This is a genomic window from Streptococcus oralis (assembly GCF_002386345.1).
GTDB classification, from domain to species: domain Bacteria; phylum Bacillota; class Bacilli; order Lactobacillales; family Streptococcaceae; genus Streptococcus; species Streptococcus oralis_S.
This window is the reverse complement of sequence record NZ_CP023507.1, coordinates 1,964,447-1,987,081: the sequence shown is the minus strand read 5'-3', so window position 1 is coordinate 1,987,081 and position 22,635 is coordinate 1,964,447. Positions and strand designations below refer to the sequence as shown.

Below are 22,635 nucleotides of genomic sequence, written 5' to 3'. Positions count from 1 at the left end.
GGAGACAAACTTCAATCTCGTATCCTATGAAAGGAGTATTCATGGAAAACCAACAACCTAGCAAAGCAGCCTTGCTTTCAGTGATTCCTGGGTTAGGACAGATTTACAATAAACAAAAGGCCAAAGGTTTTATCTTCCTTGGTGTAACTATCGTATTTGTTCTTTATTTCCTAGCACTTGCAGCCCCTGAATTGCACAATTTGATCACTCTTGGTGACAAGCCAGGTCGTGATAATTCCCTCTTTATGCTGATTCGTGGTGCCTTCCATTTAATCTTTGTAGTCGGTTATGTGCTCTTTTACATCTTTAATATCAAGGATGCACATACGACTGCTAAACGTATCAACAACGGTATTCCCGTAGCTCGTACCTTCAAGGACATGATTAAAGGCATTTATGAAAATGGATTCCCATACCTTTTAATCATCCCATCTTACGTCGCTATGACATTTGCGATTATCTTCCCAGTTATCGTAACCTTGATGATTGCCTTTACCAACTATGACTTCCAACACTTGCCACCAAACAAATTGTTGGACTGGGTTGGTTTGACTAACTTTACAAACATCTGGAGCTTAAGTACCTTCCGTTCAGCCTTCGGTGCGGTTCTTTCTTGGACCATCATCTGGGCCTTGTCTGCTTCTACTTTGCAGATTGTGATTGGTATCTTCACTGCTATCATTGCTAACCAACCATTTATCAAAGGAAAACGTATCTTTGGTGTTATTTTCCTTCTTCCTTGGGCTGTTCCAGCCTTCATCACTATCTTGACATTCTCAAACATGTTTAACGATAGTGTCGGAGCGATCAACACTCAAGTATTGCCTATCTTGGCTAAGGTTCTTCCTTTCCTTGACGGTGCTCTTATCCCTTGGAAAACAGACCCAACTTGGACGAAGATTGCCTTGATTATGATGCAAGGTTGGCTAGGATTCCCATACATCTACGTTTTGACTTTGGGTATCTTGCAGTCAATTCCTAACGACCTCTACGAAGCGGCTTATATCGATGGTGCCAATGCTTGGCAAAAATTCCGCAACATCACTTTCCCTATGATTTTGGCTGTTGCAGCACCAACATTGATCAGCCAATACACCTTCAACTTTAACAACTTCTCTATCATGTACCTCTTCAACGGCGGAGGTCCTGGTAGCGTTGGTGGTGGAGCCGGTTCAACTGATATCTTGATCTCATGGATTTATCGCTTGACAACAGGTACATCTCCTCAATACTCTATGGCGGCAGCTGTTACCTTGATCATCTCTATCATTGTCATCTCTATCTCTATGATCGCATTCAAGAAACTACACGCATTTGATATGGAGGACGTCTAAGATGAATAACTCAATCAAACTCAAACGTAGACTGACTCAAACCCTCACTTACCTCTACTTGATTGGTCTTTCAATCGTGATTATCTATCCACTTTTGATTACTATTATGTCAGCCTTCAAGACTGGTAACGTCGTAGCTTTTAAACTAGATGCTAACGTCGACTTTAGCTTTGCCAACTTCCAAGGGCTCTTCACTGAAACCTTGTACGGCACTTGGTACCTCAATACCTTGATCATTGCCTTGATTACAATGGCTGTTCAAACAAGTATCATCGTACTTGCTGGTTATGCCTACAGCCGTTACAACTTCTTGGCTCGTAAACAAAGTTTGGTCTTCTTCTTGATTATCCAAATGGTGCCAACTATGGCCGCTTTGACAGCCTTCTTCGTTATGGCCCTTATGTTGAATGCCCTTAACCAAAGCTGGTTCCTCATCTTCCTATATGTCGGTGGTGGTATCCCGATGAATGCTTGGTTGATGAAAGGCTACTTCGACACAGTACCGATGTCTCTTGATGAATCAGCAAAACTAGATGGTGCAGGACACTTCCGTCGCTTCTGGCAAATTGTTCTCCCACTCGTTCGCCCAATGGTTGCAGTACAAGCGCTCTGGGCCTTCATGGGACCTTTCGGAGACTATATCCTCTCTAGTTTCTTGCTTCGTGAGAAAGAATACTTTACAGTTGCCGTTGGTCTACAGACCTTTGTCAGCAATGTGAAAAACTTGAAGATTGCCTACTTCTCAGCAGGTGCTATCCTCATCGCCCTTCCAATCTGTATTCTCTTCTTCTTCCTACAAAAGAACTTTGTTTCAGGACTTACAAGTGGTGGCGACAAGGGATAATTTATCCCCGCCACCCTTTTTCATTTTATACTCTTCGAAAATCAAATTCAAACCACGTCAGCTTCGCCTTGCCGTAGATATATGTAACTGACTTCGTCAGTCTTATCTACAACCTCAAAGCAGTGCTTTGAGCAACCTGCGGCTAGCTTCCTAGTTTGCTCTTTGATTTTCATTGAGTATTAGAGCTTGTGACTATAAAACTATTCTTGAAGCAAGCAATTTGTCTCCTAGACTTGAAATAAAGCACATTTCTCTATATAATAATACTCATATAGAAAACACTTTTAGAAAGATGCCTATGCTTCCATATCCATTTTCATATTTTTCAAGTATTTGGGGATTTCGTAAGCCCCTGTCAAAACGTTTTGGACTCAACTGGTTTCAACTCCTCTTTACTAGCATTTTCCTCATCAGCTTGTCTATGGTTCCAATTGCCATTCAAAACAGCTCACAGGAAACGTATCCACTGGATACGTTTATCGATAATGTCTACACACCCCTGACAGATGAAGCGATCATGGATTTGTCGGAGAATGCGCAGATAATAGATGGAAAACTGAGCTATGCTGGAACTAAAAATCAGCAGCCTTCTCTTTTAATTGGCCCAAGCCAAAACAAAGAATTGCCAAAGGACTTGCAACTTCATTTTGATACGGAAGAACTCGTCATCAGTAAGGAAAGTAAGGAACTAACTCGCATTCGCTACCACGCGATTCAAACGGAGAGTTTCCAGAGTAAGGAAGATCTAACCCAAGCCATTTCTAAAGATTGGTACCAACAAAATCGGGTCTATATCAGTCTCTTTCTCGTTCTTGGTGCAAGCTTCCTCTTTGGATTGAATTTCTTCATTGTCTCTCTTGGAGCTAGTCTCCTCCTTTATATCACCAAAAAATCACGCCTCTTTTCATTTAGGACCTTTAAAGAGTGCTACCACTTTATCTTAAACTGTTTAGGATTACCCACTCTGATTACGCTTATTTTGGGACTTTTTGGCCAAAATATGACAACGCTTATCACTGTACAAAACATTCTTTTTGTTCTTTATCTGGTCACTATTTTTTACAAGACACATTTCCGTGATCCAGATTATCATAAATAGGAGATTTTTATGCCCGTGACGATTAAAGATGTGGCTAAAGCAGCAGGTGTCTCACCTTCAACTGTTACCCGCGTCATCCAAAATAAATCAACGATTAGTGATGAAACCAAAAAACGAGTTCGCAAGGCTATGAAGGAACTCAACTACCATCCCAACCTCAATGCTCGTAGCTTGGTAAGTAGTTATACTCAGGTTATCGGCTTGGTGCTCCCTGATGACTCGGATGCCTTTTACCAAAATCCTTTCTTCCCATCTGTTCTACGAGGGATCGCCCAAGTGGCATCTGAGAACCACTATGCTATCCAGATTGCAACGGGGAAAGATGCAAAAGAGCGGCTCAAAGCTATTTCCCAGATGGTCTATGGTAAGCGTGTAGATGGTTTGATTTTCCTCTATGCCCAAGAAGAGGATCCTTTGGTTAAGCTAGTAGCAGATGAGCAATTTCCTTTCCTTATCTTAGGTAAATCTCTATCTCCCTTCATTCCGCTCGTCGATAATGACAATGTCCAGGCAGGTTTTGATGCAACAGAATATTTCATCAAAAAAGGATGCAAGCGAATTGCCTTCATCGGAGGAACCAAAAAACTTTTCGTAACACAAGATCGTCTAATGGGTTATGAGTTAGCTCTTAAACGATACCAACTTCCTATTGATCCAAATCTGACCTACTTTGCGACCGAATTTCTTGAAGATAATGGTTATCGCTTTAGTAAACTTCTCTTCGAGCATGATCCAAATATTGATGCTATTATTACTATTGATAGCCTTCTTGCTGCAGGGGTCTGTGATTACATCGCAAAACACCAACTGGATGTCCCTGTCCTCAGCTTTGACTCGGTCAACCCTAAACTGAACTTGGCAGCCTATGTGGATATCAATAGCTTAGAACTCGGGCGCGTTTCCTTTGAAACCATTCTCCAGATTATTAACGATGCCAAAAACAATAAACAGATTTGTTACCGCCAGTTGATTGGGCACAAAATTATCGAAAAATAAAGACCAGCCTCAAGGCTGGTCTTTTGAGTATTATTAATTGTCTGTTTCTACGAATCGTCCTAGGATGTGGACATTTTCGGATACAGAGACAAAGGCTGTCGGATCGACCTGTTTCATGATGTGTTTAAAATCATTAAACTCTGCTCGCGTGATAACCGTAATCAAGACTGCTTTTCTCTCATGATTATAGGTTCCTTCTGCATCGTGGATCATGGTTGCTCCGCGGTGCAATTTTTTATGGATTTTTGCGATTACCTTGTCAGGATTATTGGTCACAATCATGGCCTGCATGCGTTTTTGCTTGGTAAAGACCGCGTCTGTCACACGACTGGAGACAAAGATAGTAATCATGGAGTAGAGGGCGTATTTCCAACCAAAGGTCAATCCTGCTATCAGCATAATCGTCCCATTCACTAAGAAAGAAATACTACCGACATTTCTCCCTGTTTTCTTTCGAATAGTGAGACTGACGATATCTGTACCTCCGCTAGAAATATTGTTACGGAGTGCAAAACCAATCCCCAAGCCCATGACAACACCCCCAAAAAGGGCATTGATGATGGGATCCTCTGTCAGGGTCACAACTGGCACAAGCTGGATAAAGAGGGAACTCATGGATACTGTGATAAAGGTAAAGATTGTAAACTTATGCCCAATCTGATACCAAGCCAAAATCATCAACGGAAAATTGATAGCATAAAAGGTTAGCGATATCGGAATGTAAAAACCAAACCAGTGATTACTCAAGGCAGAGATAATCTGTGCCAGACCCGTCGCGCCACTGGAGTAAACGTGCCCTGGTTGAAAAAAGAAATTGACTGCTACTGCTGACAAAAAGCCATAAACCAGAGAAGCCGATACTTTCTCATCATATTTTTCCCGAGAGATACTTTGTAAAACTCGTAAGATTTTTATCTGATAAGCAAAGCGGCGCAGATAATAGCGCCACCGCTTAATTTGTTTTGCTTGTTTCATCTTCTTCTACTTGTAAGCTGAGTTCCTCTAGTTGTTTGAGAGCGACTGTTGATGGAGCTTGTGTCATTGGATCGGTTGCCTTATTGTTCTTAGGAAAGGCAATGACTTCACGGATATTTTCTTCTCCTGCTAAGAGCATCACAAAACGGTCAAGACCGATCGCCAAACCACCGTGTGGTGGGAAACCATAGTCCATAGCCTCAAGAAGGAAACCAAACTGGTCATTTGCTTCTTCGGCTGAGAAACCAAGAGCCTTGAACATGCGTTCTTGAAGGTCTTTTTGGTTGATACGGAGGCTACCACCTCCAAGCTCATAACCGTTCAAAACGATATCGTAGGCAATGGCACGAACCTTAGCCAAATCACCTTCTAATTCGTGAGCTGTCTCTTCCTGTGGAAGGGTAAACGGATGGTGGGCACTCATGTAGCGACCTTCTTCTTCAGACCATTCAAACATTGGCCAGTCAACTACCCAGAGGAAGTTAAATTTGTCGTTATCAATCAAGCCAAGCTCTTTGGCAATACGTCCACGAAGGGCGCCTAGTGTTGCATTAGCCACTTCAAGCGTATCCGCTACAAATAGAACCAAATCCTTATCTTCAAGACCAAGTGCTGCAGTCAATTCTCCTTGGATACCCGTCAAAAACTTGGCAACCGGTCCATTTAATTCTCCATCAACTACCTTGACCCAAGCAAGACCTTTGGCACCGTACTGTTTGGCTACTTCGGTCATCTTGTCGATGTCTTTACGTGAGTAGTTGTCCGCAGCTCCTTTGACTACAATGGCTTTAACAGCAGGTGCTTCTGAAAAGACTTTGAAATCAACACCCTTGACAACTTCTGTCAAGTCCTGAAGCAACATGTCAAAACGGGTATCTGGCTTATCAGAACCGTAAAGAGCCATCGCATCATCGTACTTCATACGAGGAAATGGAAGCGTTACTTCGATGCCTTTTGTTTCTTTCATCACGCGCGCAATCAAGCCTTCTGTGATATCTTGGATTTCTTGCTCCGTAAGGAAGGATGTTTCCAAGTCGACCTGGGTAAACTCAGGCTGACGGTCTCCACGCAAGTCCTCGTCACGGAAACATTTGACGATTTGGTAGTAACGGTCAAATCCAGCATTCATCAAGAGCTGTTTGGTAATCTGTGGACTTTGAGGAAGAGCATAGAAATGTCCTTTGTTGACACGAGATGGCACCAAATAGTCACGCGCCCCTTCTGGTGTTGACTTCGAAAGGAATGGCGTCTCCACATCAATAAACTCCAACTCATCCAAGTAGTTACGGATAGAATGAGTCACCTTAGCACGAAGTTTAAGATTTTCCAACATTTCTGGACGACGAAGGTCAAGGTATCGGTAACGCAAACGTGTATCGTCATTGGCCTCAATCCCATCTTTAATCTCAAAAGGTGTTGTTTTAGCTGTATTAAGAACAGTAAGGGCTGTCACATTCAATTCAACTGCACCAGTCGGCAACTTATCATTGGCCTGCTCACGCGCAGCGACTTGTCCAGTCACCTCGATAACAAATTCGCTACGAAGACTTTCAGCTGTTGCCATAACCTCTGCAGAAACTTTTTCAGGGTTGATAACCAACTGCATGATCCCTTCACGGTCACGAAGGTCGATAAAGATCAAACCACCCAAGTCACGACGACGGCCAACCCATCCTTTCAAGGTAATTTCTTGTCCGATATGTTCCTCACGAACACGACCAGCATACATACTACGTTTCATTGTTTCTCTCCTCTTTTATTCTGTTACTATTTTACCATAAAAGCGCAAGCTCTTCATGAAAATCATCAGAAAAGTTTGATTGTCTTTAGAAATCAAAACGAACAGACAAAAAATCCGATGGAAACGTCATCGGATTCTCTGATTGTGATTCTTAACCTTTTTTACGCTTTTCAGCGATCTCAGCTGCCTTTTTAGGTAGAACAATCTCCGTCGCATAAGCCGAAGCAAAACGCAAGACACCTGCAATAGGCGCAAAGACAACTGCTAGATAGTTGTAAAAGAAATCGCCTTTAAAGGCATAGGCAAGTGCCCCGATGATAAAGAAGAGAACGACCGCCTGTATCACTGCTAATAAAATTACTCGTTTCATGTGACCTCCTGACTCTATTATAGCATGAGTATCATCAAAAAGCCGATTAAATTATTCAAAGCGTGGAGAGAAATGCTGTAAAGAAGACCTTTTCGGCTTACATAAGCCAGTCCCAAACTCAATCCCAGACTAGCATAAACTAAAAACTGTTGCAAAGTCCCTGGAAAATGAATCAAGGCAAAAAGCACACTTGATACTAGGAGAAATAGAGCTGTCTGTTTGCTATTGTCCTGCTTAGGAAAGAGATAGCGCGCCACCATCCCTCTAAAGATGAGTTCTTCCGTCAGAGGAGCAAAGACTACCACCATAAAGAAACCAAAGACAGGCTGAGCCACTGTCAGTTGAGATACGATTTGTTGATTGACCGACGGATCGTCTGGTAAAAAGAACTGGGCTGTAATCGCCACTAGCAAAACCAGGGTAGGCAACCAGATATAACGATTAAAAGCAGTCGTCTGGATGCTAACCTTTTCTGTCTGATACCATCTGTAAACTCCATAAACATAGGCTCCTGATAGGGCAATATAAAGTGGCAAGACTCCAAAGATTGAAGCCCCTAGTCCAAGAGCTGATAAAGCCATACTCTGAACCAGACCATAGCCAAAGAAAAAAGATAGAACAGCTAGAAGAAACCAGCCAAGATTTTTAAGTAGTTTCATAAAAGACTCCTATTTGAAATGAAGACTTAGCATTGTTATTCACATCATCTTGATAAAAATGTGGAATACAGTCGCAACTAAAAGGGCTAATAAGAGAATTCCTCTTGCAAAAATAGAAACGGTAGTAATGGTTTTATAAAGATATTTTTAAGCAAGCAAAAGCAATGTTGATCCTAGGAAAAAGAGAGTCAGGATATATTCCTGACCGGTTTTTCTACTATTAAAAGCCTAATTTTTCAAAGATTTCTGAGAAATTTTGATTGATAGCATCAAGTGACACTTGAACTTCTTCTCGTGTTTGGTTGTTCTTAACCGTCACTTGTCCGCTTTCGACTTCGCTCTCCCCTAGCGTGATGAGAGTCTTAGCCGCAAAGACATCGGCTGACTTGAACTGAGCTTTAAGCTTCCGGTTGAGGTAGTCACGCTCTGCTTTGAATCCTTGTTGGCGAAGGGCTTGTACCAATTCCAAGGCCTTAACATTTGCTCCTTCACCCAAGACTGCGATATAAACATCTAGAGCGTTTTCGATAGGGAGGGCCACACCTTGCTTTTCAAGAATGAGAAGCAGGCGCTCTACACCAAGGCCAAATCCAAATCCAGCAGTTTCAGGACCACCAAAGTAGGCAACCAAACCATCGTAGCGACCACCCGCACAGACCGTCAAGTCATTGCCCTCAATCTCAGTAATGAACTCGAAAATCGTGTGGTTGTAATAGTCCAGACCGCGCACCATATTGGTATCGATGATATAGTCTACACCCAGATTTTCCAACATCTGACGGACGGCATCAAAATGAGCTTGGCTTTCCTCATCAAGGAAATCCAAGATAGACGGCGCATTCTCTACTGCTACCTTGTCTTCTTTTTCCTTAGAGTCCAAGACACGGAGAGGATTTTCCTCCAAACGACGTTGGCTATCCTTCGACAAGGTCTCCTTGAGCGGTGTTAAATAGTCGATCAAGGCTTGACGATAAGCCGCACGGCTCTCAGGATTTCCCAGAGTGTTAAGGTGCAATTTCACACCTTGGATGCCGATTTCTTTCAAGAAATGAGCCGCCATAGCGATGGTTTCCACATCGGTAGCTGGATTACTAGAGCCAAAGCACTCGACACCAATCTGGTGGAACTGGCGTAAACGACCTGCTTGTGGACGCTCATAACGGAACATAGGGCCCATATAGTAGAACTTACTTGGCTTTTGCACTTCTGGGGCAAAGAGTTTATTTTCCACATAGGAACGGACAACAGGCGCAGTTCCTTCTGGACGAAGGGTAATATGGCGGTCACCCTTGTCATAAAAATCGTACATTTCCTTGGTTACGATATCCGTTGTATCTCCGACAGAGCGACTGATGACCTCGTAATGCTCAAAAATAGGCGTACGCACTTCCGCATAGTTATAGCGCTTGAAAATTTCACGGGCAAAGCCCTCAACGTACTGCCACTTGGCAGATTCAGCAGGTAAAATATCCTGCGTTCCTTTTGGTTTTTGTAATTTCATAGGGTGTCCTCTTTTAACTTAATAGTCTTATTTTACCATAAATAGAGGGATTAAAACAGTGAGAGGAGAAAATCTCAAGAGAGTCTTTTTCAGAAAATTCATCAAAAACTTGCCAAATTGTCAGAATTATGAGAAAATAGAGGATATTTATCAGGTGGAGGGACTGTTATGAGAGACGATATCAAAATCAATGACCGAGCTTTGGCCTTACAAGACCAAATTATCGAAAAACTAGAGAAGGTTTTTGATACAGATGTGGAATTGGATGTTTACAATCTAGGGCTGATTTATGAAATCAATCTAGATGAAACAGGTCTCTGCAAGATTGTCATGACCTTCACCGACACTGCCTGTGATTGCGCCGAAAGTTTGCCTATCGAAATCGTTGCAGGTCTGAAACAAATCGAGGGTATCGAAGATGTCAAGGTTGAAGTTACCTGGTCGCCTGCCTGGAAGATCACACGAATTAGTCGCTACGGCCGTATCGCCCTTGGACTGCCACCTCGTTAATGAGGCAAATCACTTTTGAAGATAAAAAGAAGCAAGCCGAAGATGGCTTGCTTTTTGATACTCAATGAAAATCAAAGAGCAAACTAGGAAACTAGCCGCAGGTTGCTCAAAACAGTGTTTTGAGGTTGTGGATAGAACTGACGAAGTCAGTAACCATACCTACGGCAAGGCGACGTTGACGTGGTTTGAATTTGATTTTCGAAGAGTATGAGTTTATTTTTTACCTGACTTGTCCATATTCCAGAAGTCTGTCACGGCTCCGCGAGAAGCGGATGATACGATGTGGGCATATTTACCGAGGACACCACGGCTGTAAAGTGGTGGCAAGGTTGTTTCTGCCTTACGTTTTTCAAGTTCTTCTTCGGATACGGCCATGGAAATTTCTTTGGTATCTTGGTCAACTGTAACGATATCCCCTGTACGGAGGTAAGCAATTGGTCCACCATCCTGAGCTTCAGGAGCGATATGTCCGACAACCAGACCATATGTACCACCAGAGAAACGGCCGTCTGTCAAGAGAGCAACCTTGTCTCCCTGACCTTTACCAACGATCATGGATGAAAGGGATAGCATCTCAGGCATACCAGGACCACCCTTAGGTCCAACGAAACGAACAACGACAACATCGCCATCAACGATTTCGTCTGTCAAGACAGCCTGGATAGCATCTTCTTCTGAGTCAAAGACCTTAGCTGGTCCAACGTGGCGACGCACTTTCACACCTGATACCTTAGCTACCGCACCATCAGGAGCAAGGTTCCCGTTCAAGATGATAAGCGGACCGTCTGCACGTTTTGGATTTTCAAGTGGCATAATAACTTTTTGACCTGGTGTGAGATCTGCAAAGTCAGCCAAGTTCTCAGCGACTGTCTTACCAGTACATGTGATGCGGTCGCCATGAAGGAAACCATTTGCCAAGAGGTATTTCATAACCGCAGGGACACCACCGACTTCGTAGAGGTCTTGAAAGACATACTGACCAGATGGTTTCAAGTCAGCCAAGTGAGGCACGCGCTCTTGGATCGTATTGAAGTCCTCAAGTGACAAGTCAACATTAGCCGCATGGGCAATGGCAAGCAAGTGAAGAGTGGCATTTGTAGAACCACCGAGAGCCATAGTTACAGTGATGGCATCTTCAAAAGCTTCACGAGTCAAGATATCTGATGGTTTGAGACCAAGCTCCAGCATCTTGACAACAGCACGTCCTGCTGCTTCGATATCTTCTTTCTTGTCAGCTGATTCAGCTGGATGAGATGAAGATCCTGGCAAACTCATACCGAGAACTTCGATAGCAGTTGCCATGGTATTAGCTGTATACATACCACCACAGCCACCAGGGCCAGGGCAGGCATTACATTCGAGACGTTTCACGTCCTCAGCTGTCATGTCACCATGGTTCCATTTTCCGATACCCTCAAAGACAGAAACCAAGTCAATGTCTTTGCCATCAAGATTTCCCGGTGCAATAGTACCACCATAGGCGAAAATAGCTGGAATATCCATATTGGCAATGGCAATCATAGAACCAGGCATGTTCTTGTCACAGCCACCGATAGCGACAAAGGCATCCACGTTGTGACCACCCATCGCAGCCTCAATAGAGTCCGCGATGATGTCACGAGATGTTAGAGAGAAACGCATACCAGGCGTTCCCATGGCGATCCCGTCTGCTACGGTAATGGTTCCAAACTGAACAGGCCAAGCGCCCGCAGATTTGACACCTTCTTTAGCCAATTTCCCAAAATCATGCAAGTGAATGTTACATGGTGTATTTTCCGCCCAAGTTGAAATCACTCCCACAATCGGTGTTTCAAAGTCCTTATCTGTCATTCCAGTGGCACGAAGCATGGCACGGTTTGGTGATTTCACCATACTGTCATAAACGCTACTGCGGTGACGTGTATCTAATTCTGTCATTTGTTCCCTCCCATTTCAGTTTTTACCATTATAGCACAATTTCCGCATGAAGAACAGAATAAAATTCTTGAATTTTCAGAAAATTTCGATTACTAGCTTCTAATTTTTTTATCTTTTTTTGTCAAGTAACTTTACTTTACAAAAAAAATGTGTTATCCTAGTATGGTTGATGAAAATCACTAGATTGAATCGAATTTAAATACCTAAAGGAGAAAAGAAAATGGCAGTACCTGCACGTCGCACCTCAAAAGCGAAGAAAAACAAACGTCGTACACACTACAAAGTAACAGCTCCATCTGTAAACTTTGACGAAACTACTGGAGATTACTCACGTTCTCACCGCGTATCACTTAAAGGATACTACAAAGGACGTAAAATCGCTAAAGCTGCATCAGCTGAATAATAGAAGGGAGATACCATGCGCGTAAATATCACACTTGAACACAAAGAATCTGGTGAACGCTTGTACCTTACTTCTAAAAACAAACGTAACACTCCAGACCGTCTTCAATTGAAGAAATACTCACCAAAACTTCGCAAGCACGTAGTGTTTACAGAAGTTAAGTAGGGGTTCAATACGAATCAATACATAAGAAAAACGCTGATTTAAAGCGTTTTTTCTTTTTGCCAAATGCGATATATTGCACTGTATTTCAATCCAAACTCTACCTTTTTCTCTACCTTTTTTCTTAAGACCTGGTTTGGAAAGTATGAATTTCAGTTGGACTAAAAACAGCGTAATATCAAGACTTTTCTCCGCTTTTATAAAAGCGTTTTTCCAATCAAATTCAACTAATTTTATCTAAATGGTGTGGATTTTACCCCCAAAATTACAGAGAATGGAGCTGATAAACACTAAACGTTCACACCATTAGTTAAATGATTTTTTTCATCATTTTTCTTAGATGATAGAACTTCTAATTTATTTCTTATTCAAGCAAAAACAACCTGCTATAAGTAAGAAAGAGGAAGATACAAGAAAAACACGGCGTAAAAACCGATTCAGTTCATTGTCCTCAATCCTTGTCTGCTTCATTTTCTTTTACGAGATCGTTTTGTGAATCTTTTTCAGAGAGTTTTTGATCAATATACTTGTCAATGTTTTCATAAAATTCCTTGGTCGCTTCACTATCTAATGTTGGCGAGTTCTGAACTTGATTCACTTTCAATTGAACAGATTGAATACCGTAAGAGGCTTGTTTTTGGTGGAGTGTTTCTAATTCTTCTTCTGAAATCGGATCTCCAACAACCGTCAAGACCAATTCATTGTTACTTGACTTGTAGACTTGATTAATAACCGTATAATTGGCGAACTCTTTTCCTACAAACTGTTTGATCCCTTCTTTGCGCGCTTGTTCTATTGTCAGAGTAACTGCCGAATAGCTAGCTGGAAGAATCAACAATACAATCAAAGAAATCAAGCCAATTCTCATTTTAATGCTCAGCTCTTTAAATGAAGTTAAAGGAGATTTTCTCATCAAAATTCTTGTTCCAACAATGTTGGCTAGCATGATAAAGACACAGTTGATCAAGAAAAGATAGAGAGCCCCCAATAAAAATCGTACATTCCCATTAGCTAAACCATAGCCAGCAGTACAGATAGGCGGCATCAAAGCTGTAGCAATGGCTACTCCTGGCACGATATTGTTTGCTTCTTTTTTCCTTGAACCGATCACACCAGCAATCCCACCAGCAATAGCAATGAGAACATCCCAAATGGTTGGAGAGGTTCGTGCGATCAACTCGCTACTTGCATAAGACAAGGGAGAAATCCAGAAATACAGAGTCGAGACAAGCAAACTGACCAACACTTGAGTCAATAAAACCTCTAGAGATTGCTTGATTAAACGCGTATCAAAAATAGCTAAACCGAATCCCAGTCCAACAATCGGTGTCATGAGAGGTGAAATTAACATGGCTCCAATAATAACAGCTGTTGAATTCATATTTAGACCGATAGAGGCAATAAAAATTGCACACATCAAAATCGCTGTATCTCTCAATCGAACATGAAGGTCATCGTATAATTTCTCACGGTATTCCCGTGTTGAATAATTGGCAGTCATTTGTCCTCTCCTCTTTCCTTATTTAAATCGGTATAATAATTAATAATAACAGCTGATAAACAGCCAAAAAATATGAGCCCATAAATCGTCAAGAAGACACTGGTAATCCTTCCAATCAAGGTCACAGCTAGGAGATCCCCGTAGCCGACAGTCGTCGAAGTCACAAAAGCATACCAAAGACCGTCTCCGTAATTTGTGATAGCAGGTTCAACTAGGAAAAGCACGCCTCCTGACCCAAAAACAAAGGTCACAAAACTCAGAGCAAACCGAGTAAAACCCGTAACCTGTATAATATGCCATAACATTTTTAAACGTCTCATTTGTTCTCCTTATTCATACTAGCTCCTGACCGAGCCGTTTTTTCCAATAATCAAAGTGAAGATAGGACATGATCTCCATCAGAGAAAGATAGACAAACTGATAGATCTGATTTAAGCTGATTATCAACTGATATTGTTTGAAAAATGACTGGAAGAAAGACCAGATATGACTGTCTTGAATCAGTCCCTTCTTAACATCAGACAGGATATTAGCTAAAGCTCCCAAGGACTGAAACGGTAAATCCTTGACATTTATATAGATCCGGTCCACCACATCATTCAGACTGGTATCTTGGATGGCATGAAATTCTCCAAAGAGAACTCCTGCCGCTCCAAGAGTAGAAACAAATTCCACCAAATAATTTCTGAGGAAATTTTCTCAACCTTTTCCCATAATGTGTTTAGTGCCATCCATAACGATCCCAACCAGAAAAAGGAAAGAAAATAAGCAAAGAAATTTTGCCGTAAATCCCAAAAAGCTTGAAGACTTGGTGTCGTTGGTTTTTCTAACTCTAAAATCAAAATGGTCATAATAATTGCTAGAACAGCATCTGTCAATGCAATTAATCTATCTTTCTTCATCAGATTACGTTGCCTTTCATTTTGTAGTATTCTATCTCATCGTATAATATTTATTAATCTTAAATATTGGATAGTCACTTCATATTTTGAGTACAAACAAGATACACTAAAAAGCATGTATCTGTCATATTTTATTTAACTTTAGAAATATTCATCCATCTAATCAATAAATATATCATATTTCACAATAAATGACTACTATCAAAGATACATTTTCTTTCAGATTTCTCCCTTTTAAACTTGGCTAACTTGACCTGCATTACCTAGGTCGCTTTGCTTTAAATTATACTTTTTTCTTAAAGATTTGCTACGAGTAGTCTTTCATGTGAGTAATTTTTATCAAAAAATTTCATAGATAAGTCCTATATATAATCATGATAAAGTAGTAAAAATAGTTGTTATCCTAGTTGATTAAAAAAGTCTTTGATTTCCTCATCTTTTATAAAATAATATATAATTTTCCCCTCTCTTCTAGTATCCAAGATGTTTTGATTGGCTAGTTTACGAAGATGGTGGGAGGCAGATGCCATACTGAGATTTAGTAAACAGGCTATATCACAGACACAGAGTTCTTCAACAGCAAGGAGATAAAAGATGATATTTATCTGTTTATTATCGGTAAACTTTGATAAAATACGAAGTGATTTTTGGACTTTTTCCTTTTCAAGGTAGTTCGTTGCGGTTGTAACATTTTGCTGATTTATAATATTCACTTGGCAGATACTATCTTTTTTCATAATTTTTTCTCCTAGCCGAACACAGTCCTTAGCATGTTAAAGCTGTTGTTTTCAATCAGGATATACATCCCCAGTCCTAAATAAACAACGGCAATAAACCATCTGCTATATTTTTCCAAAGTTTCTCCAACAGAAGGGACTTGTGCCAATTTTTGGGCAGAAAAAACCAAGAGATAAATCATGACTAGAAAGGTAAGTAAAGCCACTATCAAATTCGCTAAATTTAAGGTAATAAAATATGGGACAAAAACACCAATATTGTCAGCACCACAACTTGCAAAAGTAATCATAGCGACTAGAAAAATCAGGTTTTTATTATCTTTGCGCAAACCATCTTTTGCAATAGCTTCTCCATCAGAATCTCCTAAAAGCAAAACTTTGAGTCCTAGGAAAATTGGAATCAAACCGAGCAAACCTAAAATCTCTTTACTAGGAATATAATTTAAGACAAATGCAAAAAGTAAACTTAGCAATATTAGACTAACAGAGCCTAGAAATTGTCCTAAATAGATGTTAATGATGTCTTTTCTGCTTTTTCTTTTGGCAAAAAATAACATTAGGATAATAAGTAAGTCTACGGCTGTCCCAGAATACAGGATTATTGAAGTAACAACATTTTGAACCATAAAGCACCTCATTCAAATATATTTTTGAATGTATTTTAACATTAAACTTTGTAGATGTCAACTTCAGCTCCATCAAAATATAGATAAGAAGGTAGTGTCCCAAACATTAAAAAGCCCTGCCATCGAAATGATAGCAGGGCTTAACTTCAATATCCAGATGATATATTTATCTAAAAAAGGTAGAGTAAAAGGTAGAGTTTTTATTGATTTGTAGTGCGATATAATGAGTTTCCAAAAATCAAAAATCGCTTAAAATCAATATTTTGACATCTATTGACGTGTACTGAAACCCTTACTTAACCTCTGTAAGGATATAATTACGGTACCAGTATATCATAAATAATAACAAAATCTTGACTTTCCGAAAAATAAGTATTTTCCGGAAAAATATCGAAATTAAATCAAAACTAAAAATATCTCATACATTTGAACTGCACCCCAAAAGTTAGACAGAAAAAATCTAACTTTTGGGGTGCAGTTCATCAAAGGTGCTTTTCATTTTAAAAAACTTGTGGAAAAACTTCATCCCATATATCTACTAAGCTTTTCCCGTCAAATACTTTAGCTTCCATAGCTTCATCAATTGTATCAAACTGCTGACCTTCATAATCATAACCAACTACACATATACTCGATAAAAAGCAAGCACCTCGGCTATTATAATTAAATTCAAGATCTTTGTCTAAATATTTTTTAATTTCATCCTTTTTCATATAGGACCATCCCAACTAAAACAATCTCAACAAACAAGATTTTTTCCTTAGATTCTATTCCCACTACTAGCTTTCTATGATGCTGACGATTTCATCTTCAAAATATTCATAAAGAGTTCCATCAACATCTACCAGCAAGGAGTCAATCTCCTCGTCATTGTCAGAGGCGTCACAATAGTCTTCTACAAATCCTCTAACTACCGCGCCATTTTTTAACGTGATAATTACATCTGTACGGTTAAATTTCCAGAGTGTCATTTAAATATTCCTTTCAATATTGGCTAATTGCTTTGCTTTTTCGTAGTAAGGTGTTAAGAAATCGATAAAACCTTGTTTGTCGCTTGGATCATGTTCCTCTAAAAATATCATCAACTCAAAGTCATTGAGAGCGTCAAACATTTCAGAGTTTTCATTATCCCAAGCCTCGGAAAATTCCGCATCTTCTCCAAAAAGAGCGTTAAACGTAAAGGAAAAATCCCAAAAATTATCAATCTGACCACTGACTGTTTGCTGGAGCATGTCTAATACTTGTTGACTATAACCCATTACCCTTCCCCTCCTAATAAGAACGTTGTAGCATATTGAGCTACGTTCCAAAAATTTAACAGACAAAATCTAATTTTTGGGGTGCAGTTCATTCATCAAAGATGATTTTTATTTTAATAATACTGCACTTCAATTCCATCCATAATTTCTACTAAAGTGTTATCGTCAATTTTTAGAGAAATCAGATCAATGAATGATGATACCTGGTATTCCTTATCTCCAATCACCACTACAATATCATGAACAGAATTAGGAAAAATCCCACATACTTGACCATTATAATCAAAAGAGGCATCCCAACCATTGTCATATAACTCTTGTAAATCATCTAATATTGCCATATAAACTAAATCCTTTTCCATAGTGTTTTCTTTCAAATAAGGCAGGTAAAAGCACCTAGATTGTTCTAAGTCCTATGAGATTGTTTTAATCGAGACAATCTCACTCTCAAAGAGAGAAATTTCAGTAGCTTCATCTGGACTAGGATTAGCAATGAGAATAGTGATTTCATCTTGCTCATCATTGTCCATTTCGTCAACAAAGTCTATGACACGTCCCTTGATTATCTTATCGCAATTAGTGACTATCTGAACCCTTGATCGAAGATACTTCCAAAGCTGTTTACTCATTTATTTTCCTCTCTGCTATTTTTTCGATAGTTCTTATACTTTTTATAGTTAGTCGATAAAATCGCCTAGGTTGAACTAAGCACTAATAATTTTGATTTTCTTGATAATATCTTCAGGATATGAGCGATCACCTATAACTATTTCGTCAGGACCATCTAAATCATAACCGTCAAACCAATCAACCACCCTACCCTTGATGGAGGTCCCATCTTCTAAAATAAGGCGAACATTTTTATCAACATATTCCCATAATTTCATTAAGTTCCTTCTCTCTAACATCGGAACAATATGACCCAATATTAGTTATTTACTAATGGCTTTTAGTTCCTGTTAAAAGCATTATAGCACACCTTACTTGCTAAAGTACAACAAGCACCCCATTAGACTAACCTGCTACTTTGCTTTCTTGTAAAAATGTTGTATACTTAAGTAAATAAAGGAAGTAATCTTGTTCCCCCCTGTCTACTATGTGGTCGGAATGATGGTTACTTCTTTTTTCCCCCTTACTATCTCAATAGCCTTGTATTTAAAAGTTTTTTAGGCTATAATTAAATTAACGAATAGAGGTTTTCCATCTCCCCTTGAAACAGATCTTTCTGCGGTAGGAGGTGGGACGCCTCTATTTGTTTTTTAAGTCAAAATGATGTAAAATTAATTCAAGAAAGAAGTGTGGTTTTCCCGCCTAAAAGCTCTATAGCTGTGGGAGGGTCACGCTTCTTTTTACCTCTCAAAAGAGAACGCAAAAAAAGCCGTCTCATTCTTTGAAGCAGCAATGAAATCAATCTAGCAAATATCTAAGCAAACCCAGAAATCAACCTTTTAAGACAAAGCAAAAAGCCCACTGTTGTAGGCTTTCTGTAAGATATTTCTTAAAATTAAAGCATCTTGTTGTATCGCTTTTTTAAATATCCAGCAAGTATCTTTATTACTTCTTAATGTTGGATAACAGGGTTTTTGGAGTTTTCGCTTTTCGTTTGAATGTTTTGGAGTTTCTTCCTTACTCCACAAATCACTGAACATAAAACTCTACTTTTTTAATGAGTTCAGCAGGCAAGAAGCTAGCACGTTTTAAAACGTGCTTTTTATGTTACTCTACGTAAGATTTTAACAACGAAACGTGCTATATCAATTTTTGTGTTTCAGCTTTTCAATATAAGCGAATGCCTCGCTTTCTGAAATTTCTTCAAAATCCGTGAAGTCATTGAAATAGATTTTATTAAACCAATCAATACTATCAATCCACTTTTTTTCGATATCAAAAACTTGCATAACACCACCAAATAAACGAAGTATTTGAGGATTATCCGTTGTTGTGTGATAATATCTGTTTTTTATCATATTACCTCACCACTACTATTTTTCAGCAATTTAATACTTACTTTTTTGTGCCTTTTTCATGTCTACATAATAGGAAACAATTATATCATATCTTCCACTGTTTTTCCATTTTATGCATTTGTGCCACATGAAGTACTAGATCACGATACTTCCAGGTTGGTACCAAATAATCTAGCAAGTCTTTATCCTCTACTTTAAAATCTAATAGGAGCAATAACTTAACTGTGTATTCATTCTTGAGTATTGGTACACTATAAGTCACGTTTACACTAAGATCAATATTTAAATTGTTCATTTTCTTCCTCTAACCTTATTATTCGTAAAAATAAAAAAGCAACTAATAAAATAGTCGCTTTAATTTTTAAATTTTAGATTATATACTATTGCTATTCTATCTAAGAAATCTTCTGGAATATTTAATGTTTCGTATAAATTCCCTCTAGGGGAATATTTTAAATTAGGGTTAAAATCTTTATTTCTAAACATTGTACCGAAATCATAAATATATTGGCGAAATACTAATGGATCATTTATCAAAACCGCAATTGATAATATTACCGCAAATAAATCTTTTTGCCCAATACCTTTGTGGTATTCTCTTTCAGTTAATACTCCCTCTGGGAACAATGATAGCAATATATCCTTAGTTAATTCACTAGTGACATTAGATAAAAATGTTCTATTCCCATGTGCAATATTGTTTCGGTATTCTTGTAAAAGAGATAACATAGAAACAAGCATCTCTTTTGCGCTTTCATCATCAATTGAAAAACTTACAAAAAATTGATTTGCTATGTATTCTTTTATATCATCCTGACAGATTTTATACCAATTAATTGCAGTCCCAAAATATATGCCGCTGGTTGCAACCCAAGGAGGGATTGTATCATGTCTCTCCCGATAATGCTGAATTGAAGCGCTGTTTTTGTTGTTTTCAATTTGATTTCTTATGTTTTGAATTTCAGATTTTCTATCTAAGCTTCCATTAGATCTATATTTTGTATAATCTAAATATGAATCAAATTCTGTAGTATACTTATGAGCAATCTTATAAGATAATTTCGTTTTTAATGATTTTTCAATGTATATAATATACTTAAACAATAAGTTATTCAATGCTTGATCCAGAAGGAAAATACTATGAATAGACGAGAATTGTACTTCTTCTTTAAATCTTTCTATTTGAAAATCTTCATCGAAATATACTCCAAAAATATCTTTATAACCATTTACTATTCCATAGTATGATATACTTTGAAGAACTTCCATTGCTAGCTTATCATTTTCAATAAGTATTCCCTTTCTTCTCATTCTATCTAACTGCTGGGAATATGTTATGCTGGGTTTATCAGTCACAAAAGAAAACCTCCTATCATAATGATAAGAGGTAGTTTCCTAGCCACATCCGTAGCCATTCAATTCACTCTTATCGTAACATTATTTTATCTCTGTGTCAAGTTAAAAATCTTCAATTCTTACTAGATCACCTTTTTTTACTTGGATATCTTTAGGGGCTAAGGGTTCAATTTCTTCTTCATCGACATTAATTAATAGCTTAGTTTTCCCACCTGATAAAAAGTCATTAACAGAGAATGGAGATGTCTCCTCAATATTTTGGGCAATTGAAAATTTTTGAAAAACTTCAGTGGTTATTAACTTAGCTTTAGTGAAATCATATCTCCCCAAACTATTGCCTTCCAAATCTTTTATTTCTGGACCAGGTTCAAAAACAATTATCTCGGTACCTTCTTTTATATCAGCAGTTTCATAACCTTTGTCAATCATAATTGTAAAATCATCAATTATGCGAATAACTCTTGCAAGTTCCATCTTAATTCTCCTTTTATATTTCTAATTTTTAAAAAAGATATAATTATTTCTCTTTTTCATTATATCTTTTTTAAATTTTTTCTTCAACAAAACTATCATTTAACATTATAATTTTTTGTTAATTTTCAGTTGATAATAAAAAGCACTTAGAATAATCTAAGTGCTACATTCCAGGTATCCAATCTTTTATTTCTTTCAAAATTTTATAAGCCTGTTTCATTTTAGAGTTGTCCTCCAAATATTCAATACCTTTAGTTGTAATTCTAACAAGAGACAAATTCTCAATATACACATTTCCAGACATGTCTCCAGTTACACAAGTACCTGTCAAAAATCCATCATCAAATAAATTACGATAGACATCCATTAAGTAAAGATAGGGGATTTCTAGAGCTGAAGCGTTTATTTCATTTTCATCGGCTGGCTCTCCATGCTTCATTTTCTGAAAATAATAACTAAGAATTTTATAAACAATTACCCAATAATCATTTTTTGCCATGAATACAGTCTCCTTTTTTTAAAAGTATAATCCTTTGTACTCCACTTTATTATAGCTCTTTTACTATCTTCCTGCAATAAATCAAGTTTTATCTATTTCTCCTCTACCGTATGTATCTTACCCTTCAAAACTAATCATTTTTCTGGTAAATCGGCCAGTTTTTACCCCCTTTTTGTCTGAAGTGCTCCGACTTGGAAAAAGTTCCCTTCACCGGTACCCTACTGGGCAGAAAGATTTTTTAAAAGGTGGGGGGAGTCAATATCCTTTCAATTCCACAAATCTTTTAGCGATTACCTTTCTACGGCTATTTATATAACGAGTAGTTTTATTTAGTTTCTCTGCCACGTCTTCCCAAGTCGCACCAGCTTCTAAATATCTCATTTTAAAAATTACTAGATCACTTTCAATTAAGTTTTCCATCAAGGTATCTACAACTAGTTTGAAACCTTCTAAATATTTTAGCGTTTGGTCTTCTTCAATTCTAATGATTGTCGCTTCAGTAGGACTAGATACTGTCTTGCCTTTCCCACCAGTATAATCTTCAGTGCTATGTTTCTTATTATGTATCAGTTCCTGTCTTCTCAAATAAATTTTATTAGCAAGTGTTCTATATCGTCCTAACTCAATATCTATCCCGTCCAGGTCTCTGTTACTCAACTCGTACATAGGCAAGTACCTCCACTTAAATTTAAAAATTTTTTTATCTTTCAATTTGTCAAATTGTAAATTCTGTCAAACTGACAAAAAGCGCTAAAAGCCTTCCAACACTCCACTTACCAGGTATCATTGTTTTAAGTTTGACA

Annotated in this window: 32 protein-coding genes and 1 pseudogene; 8 read left to right on the top strand and 25 right to left on the bottom strand. The window is 38.5% G+C overall.

Features of this window, described 5'->3' with window-relative positions; translation table 11 throughout:
- The first annotated feature begins 41 nt into the window (after positions 1 to 41).
- The 4 genes from CO686_RS09865 (at position 42) to CO686_RS09845 (ending at position 4,273) form a co-directional block, all read left to right on the top strand.
- The gene (locus CO686_RS09865) at positions 42 to 1,334 is read left to right on the top strand and encodes a carbohydrate ABC transporter permease (protein WP_049478971.1); all 1,293 of its coding nucleotides are present in this window, start codon (positions 42 to 44) and stop codon (positions 1,332 to 1,334) included.
- A 1-nt stretch (position 1,335) separates the two neighbouring features.
- The gene (locus CO686_RS09860) at positions 1,336 to 2,178 is read left to right on the top strand and encodes a sugar ABC transporter permease (RefSeq protein ID WP_001065656.1); all 843 of its coding nucleotides are present in this window, start codon (positions 1,336 to 1,338) and stop codon (positions 2,176 to 2,178) included.
- A 298-nt stretch (positions 2,179 to 2,476) separates the two neighbouring features.
- Positions 2,477 to 3,277 (top strand): DUF1189 domain-containing protein, encoded by an 801-nt coding sequence (locus CO686_RS09850; RefSeq protein ID WP_000938240.1) that lies wholly within the window; start codon positions 2,477 to 2,479, stop codon positions 3,275 to 3,277.
- A 9-nt stretch (positions 3,278 to 3,286) separates the two neighbouring features.
- Positions 3,287 to 4,273, top strand: a complete 987-nt coding sequence (locus CO686_RS09845; protein WP_045618053.1) for a LacI family DNA-binding transcriptional regulator — start codon at positions 3,287 to 3,289, stop codon at positions 4,271 to 4,273.
- Positions 4,274 to 4,306: 33 nt separating this feature from the next.
- On the opposite strand, the gene CO686_RS09840 is transcribed toward CO686_RS09845, so the two are convergent.
- The 5 genes from CO686_RS09840 to hisS all read right to left on the bottom strand — a co-directional run bounded on the left by CO686_RS09840 (position 4,307) and on the right by hisS (position 9,519).
- Positions 4,307 to 5,248, bottom strand: a complete 942-nt coding sequence (locus tag CO686_RS09840) for a YitT family protein (protein WP_096753770.1) — start codon at positions 5,246 to 5,248, stop codon at positions 4,307 to 4,309.
- Positions 5,226 to 6,989: an aspartate--tRNA ligase gene (gene aspS / locus CO686_RS09835; RefSeq protein WP_009729493.1), complete on the bottom strand. Its 1,764-nt coding sequence runs from the start codon at positions 6,987 to 6,989 to the stop codon at positions 5,226 to 5,228. The genes CO686_RS09840 and aspS overlap by 23 nt, the downstream gene beginning before the upstream one ends.
- A 151-nt stretch (positions 6,990 to 7,140) precedes the next feature.
- On the bottom strand, positions 7,141 to 7,359 hold the full coding sequence (locus tag CO686_RS09830) for a hypothetical protein (protein ID WP_000832176.1): 219 nt from the start codon (positions 7,357 to 7,359) through the stop codon (positions 7,141 to 7,143).
- A 17-nt stretch (positions 7,360 to 7,376) separates the two neighbouring features.
- A complete protein-coding gene (locus CO686_RS09825) occupies positions 7,377 to 8,018 on the bottom strand; it encodes a CPBP family intramembrane glutamic endopeptidase (RefSeq protein WP_049479712.1) in 642 nt (213 codons plus the stop codon).
- Positions 8,019 to 8,238: 220 nt separating this feature from the next.
- Positions 8,239 to 9,519 (bottom strand): histidine--tRNA ligase, encoded by a 1,281-nt coding sequence (hisS, locus tag CO686_RS09820; protein WP_049549810.1) that lies wholly within the window; start codon positions 9,517 to 9,519, stop codon positions 8,239 to 8,241.
- Between the two features lie 168 nt (positions 9,520 to 9,687).
- Here hisS and CO686_RS09815 point away from each other — a divergent pair, with 168 nt between their 5' ends.
- Positions 9,688 to 10,029 carry a metal-sulfur cluster assembly factor gene (locus CO686_RS09815; RefSeq protein ID WP_001204052.1) on the top strand — a complete coding sequence of 114 codons (342 nt, stop codon included), beginning with the start codon at positions 9,688 to 9,690 and terminating at the stop codon, positions 10,027 to 10,029.
- Positions 10,030 to 10,242: 213 nt separating this feature from the next.
- On the opposite strand, the gene ilvD is transcribed toward CO686_RS09815, so the two are convergent.
- The gene (ilvD, locus tag CO686_RS09805) at positions 10,243 to 11,946 is read right to left on the bottom strand and encodes a dihydroxy-acid dehydratase (protein WP_000137380.1); all 1,704 of its coding nucleotides are present in this window, start codon (positions 11,944 to 11,946) and stop codon (positions 10,243 to 10,245) included.
- 220 nt (positions 11,947 to 12,166) lie between these two features.
- Here ilvD and rpmF point away from each other — a divergent pair, with 220 nt between their 5' ends.
- Together rpmF and rpmG are read left to right on the top strand one after the other, a co-directional pair.
- A complete protein-coding gene (gene rpmF / locus CO686_RS09800; protein ID WP_000290417.1) occupies positions 12,167 to 12,349 on the top strand; it encodes a 50S ribosomal protein L32 in 183 nt (60 codons plus the stop codon).
- A 15-nt stretch (positions 12,350 to 12,364) separates the two neighbouring features.
- Positions 12,365 to 12,514: a 50S ribosomal protein L33 gene (gene rpmG, locus CO686_RS09795; RefSeq protein ID WP_001265622.1), complete on the top strand. Its 150-nt coding sequence runs from the start codon at positions 12,365 to 12,367 to the stop codon at positions 12,512 to 12,514.
- 448 nt (positions 12,515 to 12,962) lie between these two features.
- Here rpmG and CO686_RS09785 read toward each other — a convergent pair whose 3' ends face one another.
- The 6 genes and pseudogenes from CO686_RS09785 to CO686_RS09755 all read right to left on the bottom strand — a co-directional run bounded on the left by CO686_RS09785 (position 12,963) and on the right by CO686_RS09755 (position 16,277).
- Positions 12,963 to 14,012: a DUF389 domain-containing protein gene (locus tag CO686_RS09785; RefSeq protein ID WP_000126416.1), complete on the bottom strand. Its 1,050-nt coding sequence runs from the start codon at positions 14,010 to 14,012 to the stop codon at positions 12,963 to 12,965.
- A complete protein-coding gene (locus CO686_RS09780; protein ID WP_001253404.1) occupies positions 14,009 to 14,332 on the bottom strand; it encodes a potassium channel family protein in 324 nt (107 codons plus the stop codon). Before CO686_RS09780 ends, CO686_RS09785 begins: the two co-directional genes overlap by 4 nt.
- Positions 14,333 to 14,345: 13 nt before the next feature.
- Complete coding sequence (locus tag CO686_RS09775; RefSeq protein WP_000397556.1) at positions 14,346 to 14,687, bottom strand: hypothetical protein; 342 nt, start codon at positions 14,685 to 14,687, stop codon at positions 14,346 to 14,348.
- A pseudogene (locus tag CO686_RS09770) lies at positions 14,669 to 14,914 on the bottom strand (TMEM175 family protein); the annotation flags it as partial. The pseudogene CO686_RS09770 and the gene CO686_RS09775, both read right to left, overlap by 19 nt.
- A 398-nt stretch (positions 14,915 to 15,312) precedes the next feature.
- Entirely contained in the window at positions 15,313 to 15,651 is a 339-nt protein-coding gene (gene cadX / locus CO686_RS09760; protein WP_000711083.1) for a Cd(II)/Zn(II)-sensing metalloregulatory transcriptional regulator CadX, read from the bottom strand.
- Positions 15,652 to 15,662: 11 nt separating this feature from the next.
- Complete coding sequence (locus CO686_RS09755; protein ID WP_000250556.1) at positions 15,663 to 16,277, bottom strand: CadD family cadmium resistance transporter; 615 nt, start codon at positions 16,275 to 16,277, stop codon at positions 15,663 to 15,665.
- Positions 16,278 to 16,305: 28 nt separating this feature from the next.
- Between CO686_RS09755 and CO686_RS10575 the strand changes: the two genes are divergently transcribed.
- On the top strand, positions 16,306 to 16,491 hold the full coding sequence (locus CO686_RS10575; RefSeq protein ID WP_009013804.1) for a hypothetical protein: 186 nt from the start codon (positions 16,306 to 16,308) through the stop codon (positions 16,489 to 16,491).
- 286 nt (positions 16,492 to 16,777) lie between these two features.
- Here the strand turns inward: CO686_RS10575 and CO686_RS09745 are convergent, their stop codons facing one another.
- The 13 genes from CO686_RS09745 to CO686_RS09685 all read right to left on the bottom strand — a co-directional run bounded on the left by CO686_RS09745 (position 16,778) and on the right by CO686_RS09685 (position 22,498).
- Positions 16,778 to 16,990, bottom strand: a complete 213-nt coding sequence (locus CO686_RS09745; RefSeq protein ID WP_000710706.1) for a hypothetical protein — start codon at positions 16,988 to 16,990, stop codon at positions 16,778 to 16,780.
- A 66-nt stretch (positions 16,991 to 17,056) separates the two neighbouring features.
- Entirely contained in the window at positions 17,057 to 17,248 is a 192-nt protein-coding gene (locus CO686_RS09740; protein WP_000177340.1) for a hypothetical protein, read from the bottom strand.
- Positions 17,249 to 17,536: a hypothetical protein gene (locus CO686_RS09735; protein ID WP_000542381.1), complete on the bottom strand. Its 288-nt coding sequence runs from the start codon at positions 17,534 to 17,536 to the stop codon at positions 17,249 to 17,251.
- A gap of 113 nt (positions 17,537 to 17,649) precedes the next feature.
- Positions 17,650 to 17,877, bottom strand: coding sequence for a hypothetical protein (locus CO686_RS09730; RefSeq protein WP_009013763.1), 228 nt, complete (start codon positions 17,875 to 17,877; stop codon positions 17,650 to 17,652).
- Between the two features lie 72 nt (positions 17,878 to 17,949).
- Positions 17,950 to 18,165 (bottom strand): hypothetical protein, encoded by a 216-nt coding sequence (locus CO686_RS09725; RefSeq protein WP_000043341.1) that lies wholly within the window; start codon positions 18,163 to 18,165, stop codon positions 17,950 to 17,952.
- 75 nt (positions 18,166 to 18,240) lie between these two features.
- On the bottom strand, positions 18,241 to 18,423 hold the full coding sequence (locus CO686_RS09720) for a hypothetical protein (RefSeq protein WP_000780387.1): 183 nt from the start codon (positions 18,421 to 18,423) through the stop codon (positions 18,241 to 18,243).
- A gap of 561 nt (positions 18,424 to 18,984) precedes the next feature.
- Positions 18,985 to 19,185, bottom strand: a complete 201-nt coding sequence (locus tag CO686_RS10375; protein ID WP_096753768.1) for a hypothetical protein — start codon at positions 19,183 to 19,185, stop codon at positions 18,985 to 18,987.
- 105 nt (positions 19,186 to 19,290) lie between these two features.
- Positions 19,291 to 19,503 carry a hypothetical protein gene (locus CO686_RS09710; protein ID WP_070837738.1) on the bottom strand — a complete coding sequence of 71 codons (213 nt, stop codon included), beginning with the start codon at positions 19,501 to 19,503 and terminating at the stop codon, positions 19,291 to 19,293.
- Positions 19,504 to 19,588: 85 nt separating this feature from the next.
- Positions 19,589 to 19,798 (bottom strand): DUF7720 family protein, encoded by a 210-nt coding sequence (locus tag CO686_RS10590; RefSeq protein WP_070837735.1) that lies wholly within the window; start codon positions 19,796 to 19,798, stop codon positions 19,589 to 19,591.
- A 59-nt stretch (positions 19,799 to 19,857) separates the two neighbouring features.
- The gene (locus tag CO686_RS09700; protein WP_070837733.1) at positions 19,858 to 20,859 is read right to left on the bottom strand and encodes an Abi family protein; all 1,002 of its coding nucleotides are present in this window, start codon (positions 20,857 to 20,859) and stop codon (positions 19,858 to 19,860) included.
- 102 nt (positions 20,860 to 20,961) lie between these two features.
- Complete coding sequence (locus CO686_RS09695) at positions 20,962 to 21,333, bottom strand: hypothetical protein (protein WP_070837729.1); 372 nt, start codon at positions 21,331 to 21,333, stop codon at positions 20,962 to 20,964.
- A gap of 163 nt (positions 21,334 to 21,496) precedes the next feature.
- Positions 21,497 to 21,832: a YjcQ family protein gene (locus CO686_RS09690; protein WP_070837726.1), complete on the bottom strand. Its 336-nt coding sequence runs from the start codon at positions 21,830 to 21,832 to the stop codon at positions 21,497 to 21,499.
- 255 nt (positions 21,833 to 22,087) lie between these two features.
- Positions 22,088 to 22,498 (bottom strand): DUF722 domain-containing protein, encoded by a 411-nt coding sequence (locus CO686_RS09685; protein ID WP_070837723.1) that lies wholly within the window; start codon positions 22,496 to 22,498, stop codon positions 22,088 to 22,090.
- Positions 22,499 to 22,635: the final 137 nt, after the last annotated feature.

Coding starts and splice junctions, on each gene's coding strand:
- CO686_RS09865 (WP_049478971.1), top strand. CDS start 42: ATGGAAAACCAACAACCTAGCAAAGCAGCCTTGCTTTCAGTGATTCCT.
- CO686_RS09860 (WP_001065656.1), top strand. CDS start 1,336: ATGAATAACTCAATCAAACTCAAACGTAGACTGACTCAAACCCTCACT.
- CO686_RS09850 (WP_000938240.1), top strand. CDS start 2,477: ATGCTTCCATATCCATTTTCATATTTTTCAAGTATTTGGGGATTTCGT.
- CO686_RS09845 (WP_045618053.1), top strand. CDS start 3,287: ATGCCCGTGACGATTAAAGATGTGGCTAAAGCAGCAGGTGTCTCACCT.
- CO686_RS09840 (WP_096753770.1), bottom strand. CDS start 5,248: ATGAAACAAGCAAAACAAATTAAGCGGTGGCGCTATTATCTGCGCCGC.
- aspS (WP_009729493.1), bottom strand. CDS start 6,989: ATGAAACGTAGTATGTATGCTGGTCGTGTTCGTGAGGAACATATCGGA.
- CO686_RS09830 (WP_000832176.1), bottom strand. CDS start 7,359: ATGAAACGAGTAATTTTATTAGCAGTGATACAGGCGGTCGTTCTCTTC.
- CO686_RS09825 (WP_049479712.1), bottom strand. CDS start 8,018: ATGAAACTACTTAAAAATCTTGGCTGGTTTCTTCTAGCTGTTCTATCT.
- hisS (WP_049549810.1), bottom strand. CDS start 9,519: ATGAAATTACAAAAACCAAAAGGAACGCAGGATATTTTACCTGCTGAA.
- CO686_RS09815 (WP_001204052.1), top strand. CDS start 9,688: ATGAGAGACGATATCAAAATCAATGACCGAGCTTTGGCCTTACAAGAC.
- ilvD (WP_000137380.1), bottom strand. CDS start 11,946: ATGACAGAATTAGATACACGTCACCGCAGTAGCGTTTATGACAGTATG.
- rpmF (WP_000290417.1), top strand. CDS start 12,167: ATGGCAGTACCTGCACGTCGCACCTCAAAAGCGAAGAAAAACAAACGT.
- rpmG (WP_001265622.1), top strand. CDS start 12,365: ATGCGCGTAAATATCACACTTGAACACAAAGAATCTGGTGAACGCTTG.
- CO686_RS09785 (WP_000126416.1), bottom strand. CDS start 14,012: ATGACTGCCAATTATTCAACACGGGAATACCGTGAGAAATTATACGAT.
- CO686_RS09780 (WP_001253404.1), bottom strand. CDS start 14,332: ATGAGACGTTTAAAAATGTTATGGCATATTATACAGGTTACGGGTTTT.
- cadX (WP_000711083.1), bottom strand. CDS start 15,651: ATGAAAAAAGATAGTATCTGCCAAGTGAATATTATAAATCAGCAAAAT.
- CO686_RS09755 (WP_000250556.1), bottom strand. CDS start 16,277: ATGGTTCAAAATGTTGTTACTTCAATAATCCTGTATTCTGGGACAGCC.
- CO686_RS10575 (WP_009013804.1), top strand. CDS start 16,306: ATGTATTTTAACATTAAACTTTGTAGATGTCAACTTCAGCTCCATCAA.
- CO686_RS09745 (WP_000710706.1), bottom strand. CDS start 16,990: ATGAAAAAGGATGAAATTAAAAAATATTTAGACAAAGATCTTGAATTT.
- CO686_RS09740 (WP_000177340.1), bottom strand. CDS start 17,248: ATGACACTCTGGAAATTTAACCGTACAGATGTAATTATCACGTTAAAA.
- CO686_RS09735 (WP_000542381.1), bottom strand. CDS start 17,536: ATGGGTTATAGTCAACAAGTATTAGACATGCTCCAGCAAACAGTCAGT.
- CO686_RS09730 (WP_009013763.1), bottom strand. CDS start 17,877: ATGGCAATATTAGATGATTTACAAGAGTTATATGACAATGGTTGGGAT.
- CO686_RS09725 (WP_000043341.1), bottom strand. CDS start 18,165: ATGAGTAAACAGCTTTGGAAGTATCTTCGATCAAGGGTTCAGATAGTC.
- CO686_RS09720 (WP_000780387.1), bottom strand. CDS start 18,423: ATGAAATTATGGGAATATGTTGATAAAAATGTTCGCCTTATTTTAGAA.
- CO686_RS10375 (WP_096753768.1), bottom strand. CDS start 19,185: ATGTTCAGTGATTTGTGGAGTAAGGAAGAAACTCCAAAACATTCAAAC.
- CO686_RS09710 (WP_070837738.1), bottom strand. CDS start 19,503: ATGATAAAAAACAGATATTATCACACAACAACGGATAATCCTCAAATA.
- CO686_RS10590 (WP_070837735.1), bottom strand. CDS start 19,798: ATGAACAATTTAAATATTGATCTTAGTGTAAACGTGACTTATAGTGTA.
- CO686_RS09695 (WP_070837729.1), bottom strand. CDS start 21,333: ATGGAACTTGCAAGAGTTATTCGCATAATTGATGATTTTACAATTATG.
- CO686_RS09690 (WP_070837726.1), bottom strand. CDS start 21,832: ATGGCAAAAAATGATTATTGGGTAATTGTTTATAAAATTCTTAGTTAT.
- CO686_RS09685 (WP_070837723.1), bottom strand. CDS start 22,498: ATGTACGAGTTGAGTAACAGAGACCTGGACGGGATAGATATTGAGTTA.